Genomic DNA, 14,334 nt, shown 5'->3' with positions numbered 1-14,334 from the left:
ATGAGGATCCATGGACGTGCCCGCGCACCTCGCCCACCTCACCGGCACCCCCGTCGCGCACCTGCACCCCCTCGGCCACAGCCACGCCTGGGCCCTCCACCGCGCCGACATGACCGACGGACGAGAACTGTTCGTCAAAGCCGTCGACGACAATGACCCGGACATCGACGGAGTCCTGACCGCCGAAGCCGCCGGACTGCGCTGGCTCGCGACCGGCCACCCGGACCTCGTCCCATCCGTCGTCGCCGCCGACGAACGCATGCTCGTCCTGCCCTGGCGGCCACCACAACCCGCGGACCCGGCAGCCGCCGAACACCTCGGACACGACCTCGCCACCCTGCACGCCACCCACCCCGACACCTTCGGCGCACCCTGGCCCGGATACATCGCCACCCTGCCCCTGGACAACACTCCCGACACAGGGGAGTGGGGAACCTGGTACGCCGAACACCGCCTCGCCCCCTACCTCCCCGCCGCCGCACCCGAACTCGGCCGCGACGGCGTCCGACTGGTCGAACGCGTCATCGACCGCATCACCGACCTCGCCGGACCACCCGAACCACCCGCCCGCCTGCACGGAGACCTCTGGTCCGGCAACATCCTCTGGTCCGGCGGCCGCGCACTCCTCATCGACCCGGCCGCACACGGCGGACACCGGGAGACCGACCTGGCCATGCTGGCACTGTTCGGCGCGCCCTACCTCGACCGCATCCTCGGCGCCTACCAGAACGCCACGCCCCTGAGTTCGGGATGGCGGCAACGGGTCCCACTGCACCAGCTGCATCCCCTGCTGGTGCACGTCGTGCTCTTCGGCGGGTCCTACCGCGGGATGCTGCTCGCCGCCGCGGCCTCCGCCCTCGCGAATTAGCGTCTCCGCCCTCGCTGGGGCAGTGGCCTCCTCGCGTGTGGACGAGCGGACTCGCCTTCACAGGCCAGTGGTCCCGCCCTCACGGATCGCTCAGGCGCCAACCGCGGGAGCCAGGACCTGCTCGCACCACGCACGGAACGCCGTCGGGCTCGCGGCCGCCGCCACGCGCGGCACACCATCATCGAGACCCTCGTTCTTGGCCCGCATCATGTCGACGAACGCGGTCGCCATCACATCACTCACCCCACGCGCGATCTGCGCGGCGTGAGCCCGCTCCAGAGACAGACGCTCGTACCGCACCGGCCGGCCGAGCACCTCGGACACGATGCGCGCCATGTCGTTCGGCGACAGATCCTCCGGCCCCAGCAACGCCACCTCCCCGGCGCCCGACCAGGAACGGTCCAGCAGCAGACGCGCGGCCGCCGCGGCGATATCACGCGTCGCCACCGTCGCGGCCTTGCGATCGGCCGGAACCGTGCCCGTGAACACCCCGTCCTCGCGGATCGAGTTCGCCTGCCACACCAGGTTGTCCATGAACGACGGGTTGGCCAGCGCCCGATACGCCACACCCGAACCCGCGATGAGGTCGTCCATCGCCAGCGACGCCGTCACATGCCCGGCACGATCCGCGACCGCCGTACCGCGCCCGAGCGCGGACACACCCACCACATGCCCGACCCCGTGCGCGGTGAACGCCTTCGCCGCCGCCTGGGTGAACCCGGAGAACGCGGCATCCAGACTCGCCCCGCCAGGATCCGGCGGAACCAGCCAGAAGACCGCGTCCGCACCGGCGAACGCCCGATCCACCACATCCGGATCGCCGTGCGACCCGGCGACGACATCGACCCGGGACCGGACCGACTCCGGCAACTTCGCCGGATCACGCACGACGACACGCAATTCATCGGTGCGAGTAGAGGTTTCGAGGAGCATCTGCAACAACTGGCCACCGATATGCCCGGTGGGAGCGGTAAGAACGATCATGCTTCGAGTCTGGTGACGAGCCGTCGCGACGTCCAAGACCCTTTCCAACAATTGATACCGTGAGGGTATGGATCTGGACCTGCGCAAGCTCCGCTACTTCGCCGCCGTAGCCGAGCACCGCAACTTCGGCCGTGCCGCGCAACAGCTCTACATCGCCCAACCCGTCCTCAGCCGCCAGATCAAAGCCTTCGAACGCGAACTCGACTGCACCCTGCTCCTCCGCACCACCCGCACCGTCGAACTCACCGCCGCCGGACACCAGCTCTACGAGGAAGCACAAGGCATCCTCGCCGCCGTCGACGCCGCCCTCCGCCGCGTCCACAACGCCGACCGCGGCGTCCGCCGCCTGGTCGTCGCCTTCTCCGTGGGACTCCACGTCTCCGAGATCCTCCGCGAATTCTCCACCCGCCACCCCGACGTCGAAACCGACGTCGTCCCCGCCCGCTGGTGGGAACGCGACGCACCCCTGCGCGACGGCCGCGCCCAGATCGCCTACCTCCGGCGGCCTTTCGACGAAACCGGCCTCCGCGTCATCCCCATCGGCCACGACCCCGGCGTGGCCTGCCTCCCCGCCACCCACCCCCTCGCCGCCCGCCCCGAACTCACCCTCGCCGACCTCGACAGCGAACGCATGCTCGACGTCGCGGCCCGCCGAACCCCCTCCCTCGAAGAGAAATTCGAACTCATAGCCTCCGGCCACGGCCTCCTCATCGTGCCCCGCAGCGTCGCCCGCGCCTACGTCCGCCCCGACCTCGTCCACCGCCCCGTCACCGACGCACCCGGCTCCGAAACCTGCCTGGCTGCCGCCGCCGACCCCGGCACACTCGTCCGCGAATTCCTCGACCTCGCCATCCCCGCCCTGCGAAATGGTGTGCGTTAGCGTTGCCGAGATGCGGCTGCTGCGAATTCACCACATTGCGATCATCGCGTCGGATTACGAGAAGTCGAAGTCCTTCTACACCGAAATCCTCGGCCTGCGGGTCCTCGCCGAGAACTATCGGGCCGAAAGGCGCTCGTACAAGCTGGATCTCGCCCTGCCCGACGGCGGGCAGCTGGAGCTGTTCTCGTTTCCGGAGCCGCCGCCACGCCCCTCGCGGCCCGAGGCGGCCGGCCTGCGGCACCTGGCGTTCGTGGTGCCGAATGTGGGGGAGGCCCTGGCCGAGCTGCGGGGGAGGGGAGTGGTCGTGGAGGAGGAGCGGGTCGACGAGTACACGGGGAAGCGGTTCGCGTTCTTCGCCGATCCCGACGGACTGCCGCTCGAACTGTACGAAGCCTGAGGTTGGGTCCCGGGCTCGCCGGGGCCATCTGAATCGACCATTAGGAAATGGAACTATGCGCATCTAAACATGTGACTCCGTCTCGAACAATCTCCGGCACTCACGACCGCACACACCTTCCTGACCACACCCATCACCAATGAACCTCGAAGAGGGGAGCGGGTATTCGGTGCCGCTCGGTCGCTGGATTGGGCGCTCCCATACGATGGGCAACATGACCAAAGTGCTCCTGAAGACCTCCGCCGGGGACATCACCCTGGAACTGGACGACGCCAAGGCACCGAAGACCGTTGCCAACTTCGTCGACTACGTGAAGTCGGGCCACTACGCGGACACCGTGTTCCACCGCGTGATCCCGAACTTCATGATTCAGGGTGGCGGCCTGACTGCGAACATGCAGCAGAAGCCGGCCCCGCAGACGGTCGAGAACGAGGCCGCGAACGGTCTCAAGAACGACAAGTACACCGTCGCCATGGCGCGCACCTCGGCCCCGCATTCGGCCAGCGCGCAGTTCTTCATCAACACCAGCAACAACGGTTTCCTGAACTACCCGGGCCAGGACGGCTTCGGGTACGCGGTGTTCGGCAAGGTCGTCGACGGCGAGGCCGTCGTGGACGCCATCGAGGGTGTGCAGACCGGTAACAAGTCCGGCCATCAGGATGTGCCGGTCGAGGCCATCACCATCCTGTCCGCCGAGCTGGTCTGACCTACTCGCGACAATTCAACGAACGGCCCGGAACCTGGTGGTTCCGGGCCGTTGTCTTTGCCGCGTACAGGGTTTGGCTCAGGCGTCCAGGACGCGGGGTTTGCGTTCCACCACCGGGGGCTGCACCGACCAGGGGAAGTTGATCCATTTGTCGGTGCGTTTCCACACGTATTCGCAGTCCACTTCGGAATGCGGCTTCTGGTAGATGACCGCGCAGCGGACCTCGGCGACGTGGTCGGAGCAGAAGTCGCGCACCAGTTTCAGCGTCTTGCCGGTGTCGGCGACGTCGTCGGCGACCAGCACGGTGGCGCCGGTCAGGTCGACGGCGCTGGGCACGGGCGGCAGCATGACCGGCAGGTCCAGGCGCTGGTCGACTCCGGTGTAGAACTCGACGTTCATGACGTGGAGGTTCTTGACGTCGAGGGCGTAGCCGAGGGAGCCCGCGACGAAGAGCCCGCCGCGGGCGATGGAGAGGATGAGGTCGGGTTCGAAGCCGTCGTCGGCGATGAGCTGGGCCAGTTCCCGGCCGGCGTTTCCGAACAGTTCCCAGCTCAGTTCTTCGCGATCGCTCATGCCCGACTCCGTTCTGGCCGCTGCGGTGGTCTTCGTGATCATACGAGCCGGGGTCAGGGCTGGTGGGTGATCGTGTACCAGAGCAGGGCGAGGGTGGCGAGGGCGAACAGCGGTACCAGCACCATGGTTTCGACCTTGTTGCCGGTGCGGTCGATGATCGGGACGCGGGTGCGGAGTTTGAGCGGCCACAGCAGCCGGCAGCCGCGGTCGGTGAGGCAGTCGCCGATGAGGTGGGCGAGGGCGCCGAGGCCGACGGAGAACGGCAGCCAGAGCGGTTTGTCGCTGATCCAGTGGTCGATGGCGAAGGTGCCGCAGACTGCGAGGATGACGACGGTGCCCCAGGATTTGAGGCCGTCGCCGCTGGGGGCCAGGCCCAGTGCCTTGACCGCGAGGGCGAGCAGGAAGAACACGAGGGCGAGGGTGAAGTTGCGGCCGAGCAGGTGTTCCCCGGCCCAGGTGCCGTAGGTGACGGCGGCGACGAAGGCGAAGGAGTGGGTGCCGTGGCGGTGCCCGCCGGAGATCCACGAGATGAACTTGCACGCGTAGTGCGAGACCGGCCCGAGCACATGGGAAATGGTTCCCGAGGGGTGGTCGGCGTCGGGGAGCAGCGCCGCGCCCGCGGTGAGGAAGGTGCCCATCACCAGATCGACGGAGCCGATGGCCCCGGATTGCACTGCGGGATAGGTCAAGACGGTGAGCGGCAGCGCCGCGGCAGCCGCCGACCAGGCGAGCGCGCCGCTGGTCGCATGTGAATGTCCTAGCACCACTTGAAGGTTAACGTACGGATTCGAATCCCTTTTCAGGGCAGCCGGTTTGGTTTTCGGGGTGTGTTCCGGATCGCTTTCGGGTGACCCGGGTGCATGGGGTGGCGGGCCTCCAATAGTCTCGGATCGATTGCGCTTTCCGTTCAGAGAGGATCGGACATGTCGGTAGCGTCCGCGGTGAAGGATCAGATTCAGCAGATCGGCGGGGGATTCATGTTCTCCCGAGAGGCCCGATCCTTCGCCGAGAGCACCGGTGTCCCCGGCTTCCTGCCGGGCTATACGCGTGGCCGTGGCGGCGTGCTGGGTGACGTGGACGCGGATGTGGTGACCGCGGCGTTCGGGTTCTTCCGTCCCGATGCCATCCGGCAGGCGTGGGAGTCGACCGCGGGGATGTCGGCGGAGGCGGGCGCGGCCGGCTATTTGACGGCGTGCCAGGACTTCGGCCGCCGCAAACTGGCGGACTTCGACGATTCGGGCCGGTTGGCGGAGCTCCTGCTACCGGTGGTGGCCGCGGCGAATCCGGTCGGTGTGCCGTTGTTCGCGGGCTGGCGGGCGCTGCCGCTGGCGGAGGACGCGCCGGGCCTGGTGTTGCAGCTGATCCACATTCTGCGGGAGCTGCGCGGCGGCCTGCATCTGATCGGTGTGCTGGGTAGTGGTCTGACGCCGTTGCAGGCGGTGCTGATCGCGGGGTCGCCGTTGAAGCCGGGGCCGGATCAGGCGCGCAATTTCGGCTGGCCGGAGCCGTTCGACGAGATCACCGCGGAGTTGAAGGGCCGCTGGATGCAGGCCGAGCAGATCACCGAGGATCTGATCGCGCCCGCGTTCGCGGTGCTGGACGACAAGCAGGGGGACGAGCTGGCGGCGTTGCTCACCTCGTGTCACGCGACGGTGTTCGGCGGTCGCTGAGCGTGGTCCGGGTGGGCTGGTCGCGGCCCACCCGGTGGTCCTCAGCGATGCAGGAATTCGAGGGTGACGCGTTCGAAGGCTTCCTTGGCCTCGTACATCACCCAGTGCCCGCATTTGGGGAAGATGTGCAGTTCGGCGTTGGGGATCTGCCGTAGCGGGATGAGGGCCATGTCGGTGGGGCATTGGCGGTCGTCGCCGCCCCAGGTCATGAGCACCGGGCTCTTGATCTTGTGCAGCATGGACCAGTAGGGCGGGGTGGGGGAGTTCTCCAGGAACTGCTGTTGCAGCGCAAGCGCTTCCGACCCGTACATGGCTTTGAGGCTGGCCTGCGCGGCGGGATCGGTGGCGGCGGCCCAGCGTTCCTCGACGAGATCGTCGGTGATCATCTTGGGGTCGTAGATCATGCAGCGCAGCCACCGCATGAGGCCTTCGCGCGAGGGTGCGTCGGCGAATTCGGACAGCAGCCGGGTGCCTTCGCTGGGGGTCATGGCGAGCAGGCTCTGCCCGACCCCGCCGATGGCGATGATCTTCTCGACCCGCTGCGGGTGTGCCATGGCGACATTGAAGGCGACGACGCCGCCCATGGAGTTGCCGATCATGGCCGCGGAGTCGAGTCCGAGAGCGTCCATGAACCGGATGACGGAGTCGACGGCGGTGAGCACGGGGTGTCCGGGGACCGGGTCGCTGACGCCGAATCCGGGGAATTCCAGGACGTAGCAATGGAAGTGGTCGGCATAGAAGCCCAGGTTGTTGCGGAAGTTCCGCCACCCGTTGACGCCGATCCCGGATCCGTGGAGCAGCAGTAGGGGAGGGCCGTCCCCGGCTTCGTGGTAGCGCAGAACGCCTTTGTCCGTGGCGATTTCGCGTCGAGTGTTCTCGTATGTGACATCCACTCAACCACAATAGAACAGGTTTCACTTTTATGTCACCGATATGTCGGCAAAATACCTATAGTCGCATGCGGACATGCGTATGCATCACTGTCCACTCGAAGAATCGTGGCCGACAACCCCGGCCACGACAGAGCAGGGCGCTGGCATGATCAAGGTGCTACGGCGAAAGGGGAGGGCATGCCCACGGGAACGATCGGCCGAATCCAGCGGCTGCGCAGTCTGATCGAGCATCCGCGCACCGGGGCGGCCGAACGCGCGGCCGCACAACGCATGCTCGATCGGATACTGACCAAAACCAGTCGGTCGGCCGCGCGCCCGGGGGAGCGCAGTTACGGTGCACGCCACGCGCGTCCGGGTCGGCACGCGAGCCTGTCGCGCATCGCGGAGATGATCGCCGAGGACATCGCCGTGCTGAGCGCGGTACATGATGCTCCGGACCTGCTCACCTACTCGGTGGAAGCCCCCGCCGAGGCGGGCATTCTGATCACGGTCGGCGCCATTCCCCGCGAGTGGGCCACCGACGCCGACGGTGTCGACTCCCCGGCCTTGCGGGCGCTGGTCGATGAACTCACCGACCTGATGAACGCCTACAACCACGAGGGCACCGATGTCGCGCGCCGTTTCATCGGCCGCGTCCGCACCCGGATCGTCGACTGACCGATCCCCGAGACGCGCGATGCCCCCGAACCGAACGGGTTCGGGGGCATCGTCTCAACCGGTCACACCGGCCGGATCAACCTCAGACGAGGTCGAAGCGGTCCAGTTCCATGACCTTCGTCCAGGCCTCGACGAAGTCCTTGACGAACTTCTCCTTGGAGTCGTCCTCGGCGTACACCTCGGCCAGGGCCCGCAGCTGCGAGTTGGAGCCGAAGACGAGGTCGACGCGGGAGGCGGTCCACACGGTCTTGCCGGTGGCGCGGTCGGTGCCGACGTAGCTGCTGTCCTCGGAGTCGGCCGGAGCCCACTTGGTGGACATGTCGAGCAGGTTCACGAAGAAGTCGGTGCTCAGCACACCGGGCTTGTCGGTGAACACACCCAGCTGCGAACCCTGGTAGTTGGCGCCGAGCACGCGCAGGCCGCCGACGAGGACGGTCATCTCGGGCGCGGACAGGGTCAGCAGGTTGGCCTTGTCGAGCAGCAGGTACTCCGCGGGGACGCGGGTGCCCTTGCCGACGTAGTTGCGGAAGCCGTCGGCGGCGGTCTCGAGCATCGCGAACGACTCCACGTCGGTCTGCTCCTGGGTGGCGTCGGCGCGGCCCGCGTGGAACGGCACCTCGACGGCGAAACCGGCTGCCTCGGCGGCCTTCTCGACGCCGGCGTTACCGGCCAGCACGACCAGGTCGGCGAAGGAGACCGGCTTGCCGAAGTCGGCCTGGACGCCTTCGAGGACCCGGATCACCTGGGCGAGCTCGTCGGGCTGGTTGACCTCCCAGCCGGCCTGCGGCTGCAGGCGGATGCGGCCGCCGTTGACGCCACCGCGCATGTCCGAGCCGCGGTAGGACGAGGCCGCGGCCCACGCGGTGGAGACCAGCTGCGCCACGGTCAGGCCCGAGTCGAGGATCTTGGCCTTGAGGGCCTTGGCGTCGGCGTCGGAGATGAGCTCGTGGTCGACGGCCGGGATCGGGTCCTGCCACAGCAGGGTCTCCTCGGGCACCTCGGGGCCGAGGTAGCGGACCTTGGGGCCCATGTCGCGGTGGGTGAGCTTGTACCAGGCCTTGGCGAAGGCTTCGGCCAGCTCTTCGGGGTGGTCGAGCCAGCGGCGGGTGATCCGCTCGTAGATCGGGTCCAGCCGCATGGACAGGTCGGTGGTCAGCATGGTGGGCAGCCACCGCTTGGTGTTGTCGAACGCGTCGGGGATGATCGCCTGCCCGTCCTTGGCGACCCACTGGTGGGCGCCGGCGGGGGACTTGGTGAGTTCCCACTCGTTGCCGTAGAGGGTCTCGAGGAAGGTGTTGTCCCACGTGGTCGGGGTGGGGGTCCAGGTGACCTCGAGGCCGGAGGTGATGGCGTAGCGGCCGACGCCGGTGCCGAAGTCGGAGCGCCAGCCCAGGCCCTGCTCTTCGAGCGGGGCGGCTTCGGGCTCGGGGCCGACGTGATCGGCCGGGCCCGCGCCGTGGGTCTTGCCGAAGGTGTGGCCGCCGACGATCAGGGCGGCGGTCTCCTCGTCGTTCATCGCCATGCGCGCGAAGGTCTCGCGGATGTCGATGGCGGCGAGGACCGGGTCGGGGTTGGCGTTGGGGCCTTCGGGGTTGACGTAGATCAGACCCATCTGGACCGCGGCCAGCGGGTTGTCCAGGTCGCGCTTGCCGCTGTAGCGGGCGTCGCCGAGCCATTCGGTCTCGGGACCCCAGTACACGTCCTCCTCGGGCTCCCACTGGTCGACGCGGCCGCCGCCGAAGCCGAAGGTGTCGAAGCCCATGTCCTCGAGGGCGACGTTGCCGGCGTAGACGATGAGGTCGGCCCACGACAGCTTCTTGCCGTACTTCTTCTTGACCGGCCACAGCAGGCGGCGGGCCTTGTCGAGGGAGGCGTTGTCGGGCCAGGAGTTCAGGGGCGCGAAGCGCTGCATGCCGGCTCCGGCGCCGCCGCGGCCGTCCTGGACGCGGTAGGTGCCGGCGGCGTGCCAGGACATGCGGATGAAGAAGGGGCCGTAGTGACCGAAGTCGGCGGGCCACCAGTCCTGGGAGGTGCGCATGACCTCGACGATGTCGGCCTTGACGGCGGCCAGGTCGAGGGTCTTGAACTCGGCGGCGTAGTCGAAGCCCTCGTCCATGGGGTTGGCGACGGCCGGGTTCTTCTGCAGGATCTTCAGGTTGAGCTGGTTGGGCCACCACTGACGGTTGGCGTTACCGCCCTCGGCCGGGTCGGAATTCCGGTCGTGCAAGACGGGGCAGCCACCGGCGGCGGGTTCGGTATTGGCTTCACCGATGGGCGGGTGTTCAGGCACGGTGTGTCGTCCTTCCATGGATGTGATCTTGTTGTCGACCACGAGTGTGGCCGCTACTTGTTTTGTGTGGCAGCGGTTTTGGAGCATTCGGGGCACAAACCCCAATAGATGACCTCGGCTTCGTCGAGCGCGAAGCCGTTGGTGTCGGAGGCGGTGAGGCAGGGGGCCTCGCCGACGGCGCAGTCCACGTCCGCGATGACGCCGCAGGTGCGGCACACGACGTGGTGGTGGTTGTCACCGACGCGGGTTTCGTAGAGCGCGACCGATCCCATGGGTTGGATTCGGCGGATCAGCCCCGCGGTGGTCAGGGCTTTGAGTACGTCGTACACGGCCTGGTGGGACACGCCGCCCAGGGTTTCGCGAACGAAGCCGAGGATCGTATCGGTGTCGGAGTGGGGGTGGTCGTGCACAGCGGTCAGTACCGCGAGCCGCGGTGCGGTCACGCGCAGAGCGGCCCCGCGCAACATGCGCTCGAAATCGGTAGGCGTGGGCACACCACGAAGTCTGCCCCTTTTTCTGGAATCAATCAAGTATTGGTTCGGTGTGTGGGGAGAATTCCCGGGGAGAGGCCGACCAGGCGACCTGCTCCAGACAGTAGGCGATATTGCCGCCCGGGAGTGCGAACGACATCCACGCGTCGCTCGGACCCAGGCGGTCCATCAGGCCCGCCGATCGGTGATCCGGGCGCTGACCTCGCGGCGGGGGAGAAGCGCCTCGTTCGGCCCCATCTTTTGGGGGCACAAAGAATTCCGGTAGCTGTTAACGCTTTCGCCAAGCGCACCCGGATCAGGGGTTTTCGCGGCAGTCTACGACGAACTACCTTGACCCACAGTCGATTCCACGGATTTCCTGCCTGGAGGGCCGTAACAGCCGCTCCGACCCCTCTGATGTGCACCATGCATGTCTTTGGTCGGGTTTCGCATCTGGAGGTTTCTCATGGGAATCAAGTCACTGGTTGTCGCCGCACTCGCCGCGGGGGTCGTTCTCGGCACCACCGCCTGCGACCCGTCCGACACACCCAAGCCACTGCCCACCACGGCCCCCGCCGGCCAGACGACCCAGCCCACCGCCCAACCCACTCGACCGGGCGAGCCCACTCAACCGGGTCAGCCCAACCAGCCCGGCGGCAGCACCCCCGGAACCACCGACGCCCCGGTCCCGACGATCGGCGCCCCGGCAGGGGACCCCACCACCACCAAGGCCCCCGCCGGCACCGCGAAATGCACAACGTCCCAACTGATCCTGGACAAGGGTCACGGCGGCCAGATCGGCGGAACCTGGTTCCTGAAGTTCATCAACAAGAGCTCCACCGCCTGCACCCTCGAAGGCTTCCCGGGCGTCTCCCAAACCAACGGACCCCAGGGCGACCCGGTCGGCGAACCCGCCGAACGAGACAAGGGCCCCCAAGCCCCGCAGGTCAGCCAGGTAACCCTGTCCGCCAACGGCGGCGCCGCCCAATTCGAATTCATCAGCTACCCCAAGCAGGTGAACGACTGCGCTGCCCTGCGCACCAGCACCCTGCGCGTCTACCCGCCCGACAACACCGAATCCCTGTCCCTGCCCTGGGACAACCTGATCTGCCCGAGCCCCCAGCGCATGCTCGTCGTCCGTGCGATCACGCCGATGTAGGGGAGAGGCATCTCTTCCAGCTCGAGGCCGCCCTCGCGGGGGCGGCCGCCGACCTTCCAGGGTCAGGTCGACAGCAGCGAGAGTGCGACGGTGACCAAGAGCAGGAAGCCGCGGCTTGCCGGGGTTCATCGGCAGACCCGGCATACCCAGAATCGGAGGCGGCAGTTCAACGATCCGTGCGCGGGCGGACATAGGGATACCGGGCCCCACCAGCCGAGCCACACGCTCTCGATCGTCATCCGGCGACCGCAGTCACGGCAGAATGTGCCCGGCATCCGCACGAACTCCATCCAAACGAGGAATCCGCGATGGCTGTGGATAGGGGCTTGGGTCACTGCCGACGGGTGTGAGCCATCAACTTGACATAATGTTGATTATCGGCGCTGTTACGGCGGTGGTGTTGATCTTGAAAGATATTGTGTGCGTTGCGTGTTCGTGTGTATGTGGCGCTGCCGGCTCGACTTGGCGGCGCCTTGTGTGCATGTACTTCCCTGCGCGAAAACGCTGGCGCGCGCAGGCGTACATCGGCTCGGATGAATATTTCTGGCCCACATGCCATTTGGTGGAAAATTTCCTGTTCGGCATGGATTGGCTGGATGTGGCCCCGGGTTTGGCTTCGGCGACCTCCTTTGGGTCGCTCCCCTAGGCTCGCGGGATCCCATCAATACGTCACTGTGACGTATTGGGGTGGGCTGGCTCAAATAGCCTGGTCTATCGCGGCTGCACTAGGGTGCTGACCGCGAACGGCGTTCAGCCACTGCGCCCCGAATCCAGGTGATGGTGATGACTCACCAGCCCAACCCTGCTCTGCTGACCACCTCGATCACGACCACCCTCGACGACATCCACGTCTGCACCATCAGGCGCGCTGCGTGAGGTCACCCGGCATCTGGGCATCGACCTACGGTGTTTCTCGCACACGTCACGATCGGACCCGCGGTATCTACTGCCCCTACCGTGACCGCAACGCGGATTGGTCCGTCGGCAGGCAATTGCCCACCGACGGCCCAGCCGCACCCGCCGTCAGACAAAGGTGAAGGGCAGTCCGTTGCTGGTGCCGTCCAGTTCCACCTTGACGGTGACGTTCACCGTGCCTGTCCCCGTCGGGGAGATGGCCGTGATCTGGGTGTCGGAGTCGATGGTGAATGTGGTTGCCGTGGTACCGAACCGCACGGTCAAGGGGCCGACATTAGCGAACCCGGAGCCGGTGATCACCACAGAGCTGAAAGTCGTCGCAGGGCCGGAAGTGGGTGTCAGGGAAGTGAGAACAGGTGCCATGGTCGGACTCCAAGCCGAAAATGAATGAAAAGGGTTGCCTTGCAACGGATGCCGATCTTGCTGCGGCAACCGTTGCATATTCAGTAAGCCTCCGGCGCTGGCACTTCGGCAACGGGATCCACAGTTCGTTACCCTTCCGGTTTTATCCGGTTTCGACCTGGTGATTTGCGGCAACAGGGTCAGGACAACTCACCCCCACACCCAGCCGGTGCGCGAGGTCGCAGCATGAACTGAGTGCTACGCCTCGGCTGCTCGGCGAGACGGCAGCAACTCGTCGTACTTGCTGACGTTGGGCATCAGTCGGTCCTCTCCGGCGATGAGTTGCCTTGGGCTGCCCTGGGTCAGCTCGGGTACGTACTTGTAGATCGTGGACCGGGAGACGCCGAGCAGCCGGGCGATCGAGGACACCGATTCGTCGGGGCGGGTCAGCAGGGCGCGGGCCTGGCGGATCTGTTCGTCGGTCATGGCCGGCGGATCGATCATCGCGAGCTCCTCGGTCAACTCCGATATGCCCTCCCCCACTCTGGCTCCCTACGCGGCAACGAAGGCCGCGATCGCGAATCTCTGCGCCAGCCTCGCGCAGCTGTTGGGCCCCAGGGGTATTCGTGTGAACAGCGTTGCACCGGGACCGATTTGGACTCCGTTGATCCCGTCGACCATGCCGCCGGAGAAGGTCGCTTCCTTCGGTGACGACAAGCCACTGGGCCGCGCCGGGCAGCCCGCCGAGCTAGCGTCGGCCTACGTTCTTCTCGCCAGCTACATCTCGAGAGCCCGCTTGGCCGTCACCGGCGGCCGCCCCATCCTGTGAGGCCACCGCCTGATACGGGCGGGACTGGTGTTTGGTCATCTGGTGCCCGGGTAGGCCGTGAGCGGGCCGCGTTGGCCGCGGCCGTTGATCGGTATTCGAACTGGGAGGTGAGCCATATATCGACCCAGCAGGATGATGTCATCGCATTGCTGCAGCAACAGCACACGCAGATCAAGGACTTGTTGCACCAGGTAGAAACGGCCTCGTTCGCGGCCAAGTTCCACGACTTCGCCGAATCGGTGATCGAACACGCCGAGATGGAGGAAAAAGAGAGGAAAAAGAGGAGTTCGCTCCATTACACGCAAGCCTGTCCGGGCAAGAGCGCGCCCGCGGTTCGTGTCGCCGAAGCCGTCGCGCCGACGCGTCCGCATCCGCACGCCGGCGAATCCGCGACCGCAAACGTGGTATTCGGGCCGCCGCTGGCGTTGTTCGACCGCGTACGTGATGCAGTGCGCGATTGGCGCACCCAATCCGAGAAGCCCCCAGTGGATCGGGAGGAACGATGACCCACCGCGATGGCACCGTAGGTGAGAACAAGAAGTCTCACACCCCTCGTGAGGATCGTGACCCGGACTTCGCCGAGGAACACCAGTCGATAACCACCGACCCTGATGCAGGCACTGAATCCGAATCGCCTGACGGATACGGCGGAATGGACCCCGATCCCGGATTCGCGGTCTGAGCGGCTCATGATCGGTTGT

17 protein-coding genes and 1 pseudogene are annotated in these 14,334 nt (G+C 66.6%); 10 read left to right on the top strand and 8 right to left on the bottom strand.

Annotated elements, in window-relative coordinates:
* Positions 1 to 10 precede the first annotated feature (10 nt).
* Complete coding sequence (locus ACFRAQ_RS16040; protein WP_379099909.1) at positions 11 to 868, top strand: fructosamine kinase family protein; 858 nt, start codon at positions 11 to 13, stop codon at positions 866 to 868.
* Between the two features lie 90 nt (positions 869 to 958).
* Here ACFRAQ_RS16040 and ACFRAQ_RS16035 read toward each other — a convergent pair whose 3' ends face one another.
* Positions 959 to 1,852: an NAD(P)H-binding protein gene (locus ACFRAQ_RS16035; protein WP_379099906.1), complete on the bottom strand. Its 894-nt coding sequence runs from the start codon at positions 1,850 to 1,852 to the stop codon at positions 959 to 961.
* A gap of 67 nt (positions 1,853 to 1,919) precedes the next feature.
* Between ACFRAQ_RS16035 and ACFRAQ_RS16030 the strand changes: the two genes are divergently transcribed.
* From ACFRAQ_RS16030 to ACFRAQ_RS16020, 3 genes are all read left to right on the top strand, one after another.
* The gene (locus tag ACFRAQ_RS16030) at positions 1,920 to 2,732 is read left to right on the top strand and encodes a LysR family transcriptional regulator (RefSeq protein ID WP_379099904.1); all 813 of its coding nucleotides are present in this window, start codon (positions 1,920 to 1,922) and stop codon (positions 2,730 to 2,732) included.
* 10 nt (positions 2,733 to 2,742) lie between these two features.
* A complete protein-coding gene (locus tag ACFRAQ_RS16025; protein WP_379099901.1) occupies positions 2,743 to 3,129 on the top strand; it encodes a VOC family protein in 387 nt (128 codons plus the stop codon).
* 214 nt (positions 3,130 to 3,343) lie between these two features.
* Complete coding sequence (locus ACFRAQ_RS16020; protein ID WP_357085817.1) at positions 3,344 to 3,835, top strand: peptidylprolyl isomerase; 492 nt, start codon at positions 3,344 to 3,346, stop codon at positions 3,833 to 3,835.
* Positions 3,836 to 3,913: 78 nt separating this feature from the next.
* Here the strand turns inward: ACFRAQ_RS16020 and ACFRAQ_RS16015 are convergent, their stop codons facing one another.
* Together ACFRAQ_RS16015 and ACFRAQ_RS16010 are read right to left on the bottom strand one after the other, a co-directional pair.
* Positions 3,914 to 4,408, bottom strand: a complete 495-nt coding sequence (locus tag ACFRAQ_RS16015) for a phosphoribosyltransferase (RefSeq protein ID WP_357085819.1) — start codon at positions 4,406 to 4,408, stop codon at positions 3,914 to 3,916.
* A gap of 53 nt (positions 4,409 to 4,461) precedes the next feature.
* Complete coding sequence (locus ACFRAQ_RS16010; protein WP_379099898.1) at positions 4,462 to 5,172, bottom strand: metal-dependent hydrolase; 711 nt, start codon at positions 5,170 to 5,172, stop codon at positions 4,462 to 4,464.
* A 159-nt stretch (positions 5,173 to 5,331) separates the two neighbouring features.
* Here ACFRAQ_RS16010 and ACFRAQ_RS16005 point away from each other — a divergent pair, with 159 nt between their 5' ends.
* Complete coding sequence (locus ACFRAQ_RS16005; protein ID WP_379099895.1) at positions 5,332 to 6,078, top strand: hypothetical protein; 747 nt, start codon at positions 5,332 to 5,334, stop codon at positions 6,076 to 6,078.
* A gap of 41 nt (positions 6,079 to 6,119) precedes the next feature.
* Here the strand turns inward: ACFRAQ_RS16005 and ACFRAQ_RS16000 are convergent, their stop codons facing one another.
* The gene (locus ACFRAQ_RS16000; protein WP_379099892.1) at positions 6,120 to 6,971 is read right to left on the bottom strand and encodes an alpha/beta fold hydrolase; all 852 of its coding nucleotides are present in this window, start codon (positions 6,969 to 6,971) and stop codon (positions 6,120 to 6,122) included.
* Between the two features lie 177 nt (positions 6,972 to 7,148).
* Here ACFRAQ_RS16000 and ACFRAQ_RS15995 point away from each other — a divergent pair, with 177 nt between their 5' ends.
* The gene (locus ACFRAQ_RS15995; protein ID WP_379099889.1) at positions 7,149 to 7,628 is read left to right on the top strand and encodes a hypothetical protein; all 480 of its coding nucleotides are present in this window, start codon (positions 7,149 to 7,151) and stop codon (positions 7,626 to 7,628) included.
* An 82-nt stretch (positions 7,629 to 7,710) separates the two neighbouring features.
* Here the strand turns inward: ACFRAQ_RS15995 and katG are convergent, their stop codons facing one another.
* A complete protein-coding gene (gene katG / locus ACFRAQ_RS15990) occupies positions 7,711 to 9,936 on the bottom strand; it encodes a catalase/peroxidase HPI (protein ID WP_379099886.1) in 2,226 nt (741 codons plus the stop codon).
* A 35-nt stretch (positions 9,937 to 9,971) separates the two neighbouring features.
* Positions 9,972 to 10,385 carry a Fur family transcriptional regulator gene (locus ACFRAQ_RS15985; protein WP_379100286.1) on the bottom strand — a complete coding sequence of 138 codons (414 nt, stop codon included), beginning with the start codon at positions 10,383 to 10,385 and terminating at the stop codon, positions 9,972 to 9,974.
* A 469-nt stretch (positions 10,386 to 10,854) separates the two neighbouring features.
* Here ACFRAQ_RS15985 and ACFRAQ_RS15980 point away from each other — a divergent pair, with 469 nt between their 5' ends.
* Positions 10,855 to 11,547, top strand: coding sequence for a DUF4232 domain-containing protein (locus ACFRAQ_RS15980; protein WP_379099883.1), 693 nt, complete (start codon positions 10,855 to 10,857; stop codon positions 11,545 to 11,547).
* Positions 11,548 to 12,570: 1,023 nt separating this feature from the next.
* On the opposite strand, the gene ACFRAQ_RS15975 is transcribed toward ACFRAQ_RS15980, so the two are convergent.
* Together ACFRAQ_RS15975 and ACFRAQ_RS15970 are read right to left on the bottom strand one after the other, a co-directional pair.
* Complete coding sequence (locus tag ACFRAQ_RS15975; protein WP_379099879.1) at positions 12,571 to 12,825, bottom strand: IPT/TIG domain-containing protein; 255 nt, start codon at positions 12,823 to 12,825, stop codon at positions 12,571 to 12,573.
* A 237-nt stretch (positions 12,826 to 13,062) separates the two neighbouring features.
* Positions 13,063 to 13,290, bottom strand: coding sequence for a helix-turn-helix domain-containing protein (locus ACFRAQ_RS15970; protein ID WP_379100284.1), 228 nt, complete (start codon positions 13,288 to 13,290; stop codon positions 13,063 to 13,065).
* 1 nt (position 13,291) lies between these two features.
* On the opposite strand from ACFRAQ_RS15970, the pseudogene ACFRAQ_RS15965 reads away from it, so the two are divergent.
* The 3 genes and pseudogenes from ACFRAQ_RS15965 to ACFRAQ_RS15955 all read left to right on the top strand — a co-directional run.
* Positions 13,292 to 13,633, top strand: a pseudogene (locus ACFRAQ_RS15965) (SDR family oxidoreductase); the annotation flags it as partial.
* Positions 13,634 to 13,704: 71 nt separating this feature from the next.
* A complete protein-coding gene (locus ACFRAQ_RS15960) occupies positions 13,705 to 14,139 on the top strand; it encodes a hypothetical protein (protein ID WP_379099876.1) in 435 nt (144 codons plus the stop codon).
* Positions 14,136 to 14,315 (top strand): hypothetical protein, encoded by a 180-nt coding sequence (locus ACFRAQ_RS15955; RefSeq protein ID WP_379099873.1) that lies wholly within the window; start codon positions 14,136 to 14,138, stop codon positions 14,313 to 14,315. Before ACFRAQ_RS15960 ends, ACFRAQ_RS15955 begins: the two co-directional genes overlap by 4 nt.
* Positions 14,316 to 14,334 lie beyond the last annotated feature (19 nt).

Origin of the sequence: Nocardia sp. NPDC056611 (assembly GCF_042792755.1) — a bacterium.
Taxonomy (GTDB): Bacteria; Actinomycetota; Actinomycetes; order Mycobacteriales; family Mycobacteriaceae; genus Nocardia.
This window is presented reverse-complemented; position numbering and strand designations above follow the sequence as displayed.

Bases quoted from the DNA above. Each gene is read 5' to 3' on its own strand.
- ACFRAQ_RS15985 (WP_379100286.1), bottom strand. From the start codon at position 10,385: ATGTTGCGCGGGGCCGCTCTGCGCGTGACCGCACCGCGGCTCGCGGTA.
- ACFRAQ_RS16020 (WP_357085817.1), top strand. From the start codon at position 3,344: ATGACCAAAGTGCTCCTGAAGACCTCCGCCGGGGACATCACCCTGGAA.
- ACFRAQ_RS15955 (WP_379099873.1), top strand. From the start codon at position 14,136: ATGACCCACCGCGATGGCACCGTAGGTGAGAACAAGAAGTCTCACACC.
- ACFRAQ_RS15975 (WP_379099879.1), bottom strand. From the start codon at position 12,825: ATGGCACCTGTTCTCACTTCCCTGACACCCACTTCCGGCCCTGCGACG.
- ACFRAQ_RS16035 (WP_379099906.1), bottom strand. From the start codon at position 1,852: ATGATCGTTCTTACCGCTCCCACCGGGCATATCGGTGGCCAGTTGTTG.
- ACFRAQ_RS15995 (WP_379099889.1), top strand. From the start codon at position 7,149: ATGCCCACGGGAACGATCGGCCGAATCCAGCGGCTGCGCAGTCTGATC.
- ACFRAQ_RS15980 (WP_379099883.1), top strand. From the start codon at position 10,855: ATGGGAATCAAGTCACTGGTTGTCGCCGCACTCGCCGCGGGGGTCGTT.
- ACFRAQ_RS15970 (WP_379100284.1), bottom strand. From the start codon at position 13,290: ATGACCGACGAACAGATCCGCCAGGCCCGCGCCCTGCTGACCCGCCCC.
- ACFRAQ_RS16015 (WP_357085819.1), bottom strand. From the start codon at position 4,408: ATGAGCGATCGCGAAGAACTGAGCTGGGAACTGTTCGGAAACGCCGGC.
- ACFRAQ_RS16025 (WP_379099901.1), top strand. From the start codon at position 2,743: ATGCGGCTGCTGCGAATTCACCACATTGCGATCATCGCGTCGGATTAC.
- ACFRAQ_RS16005 (WP_379099895.1), top strand. From the start codon at position 5,332: ATGTCGGTAGCGTCCGCGGTGAAGGATCAGATTCAGCAGATCGGCGGG.
- ACFRAQ_RS16030 (WP_379099904.1), top strand. From the start codon at position 1,920: ATGGATCTGGACCTGCGCAAGCTCCGCTACTTCGCCGCCGTAGCCGAG.
- ACFRAQ_RS16040 (WP_379099909.1), top strand. From the start codon at position 11: ATGGACGTGCCCGCGCACCTCGCCCACCTCACCGGCACCCCCGTCGCG.
- katG (WP_379099886.1), bottom strand. From the start codon at position 9,936: ATGGAAGGACGACACACCGTGCCTGAACACCCGCCCATCGGTGAAGCC.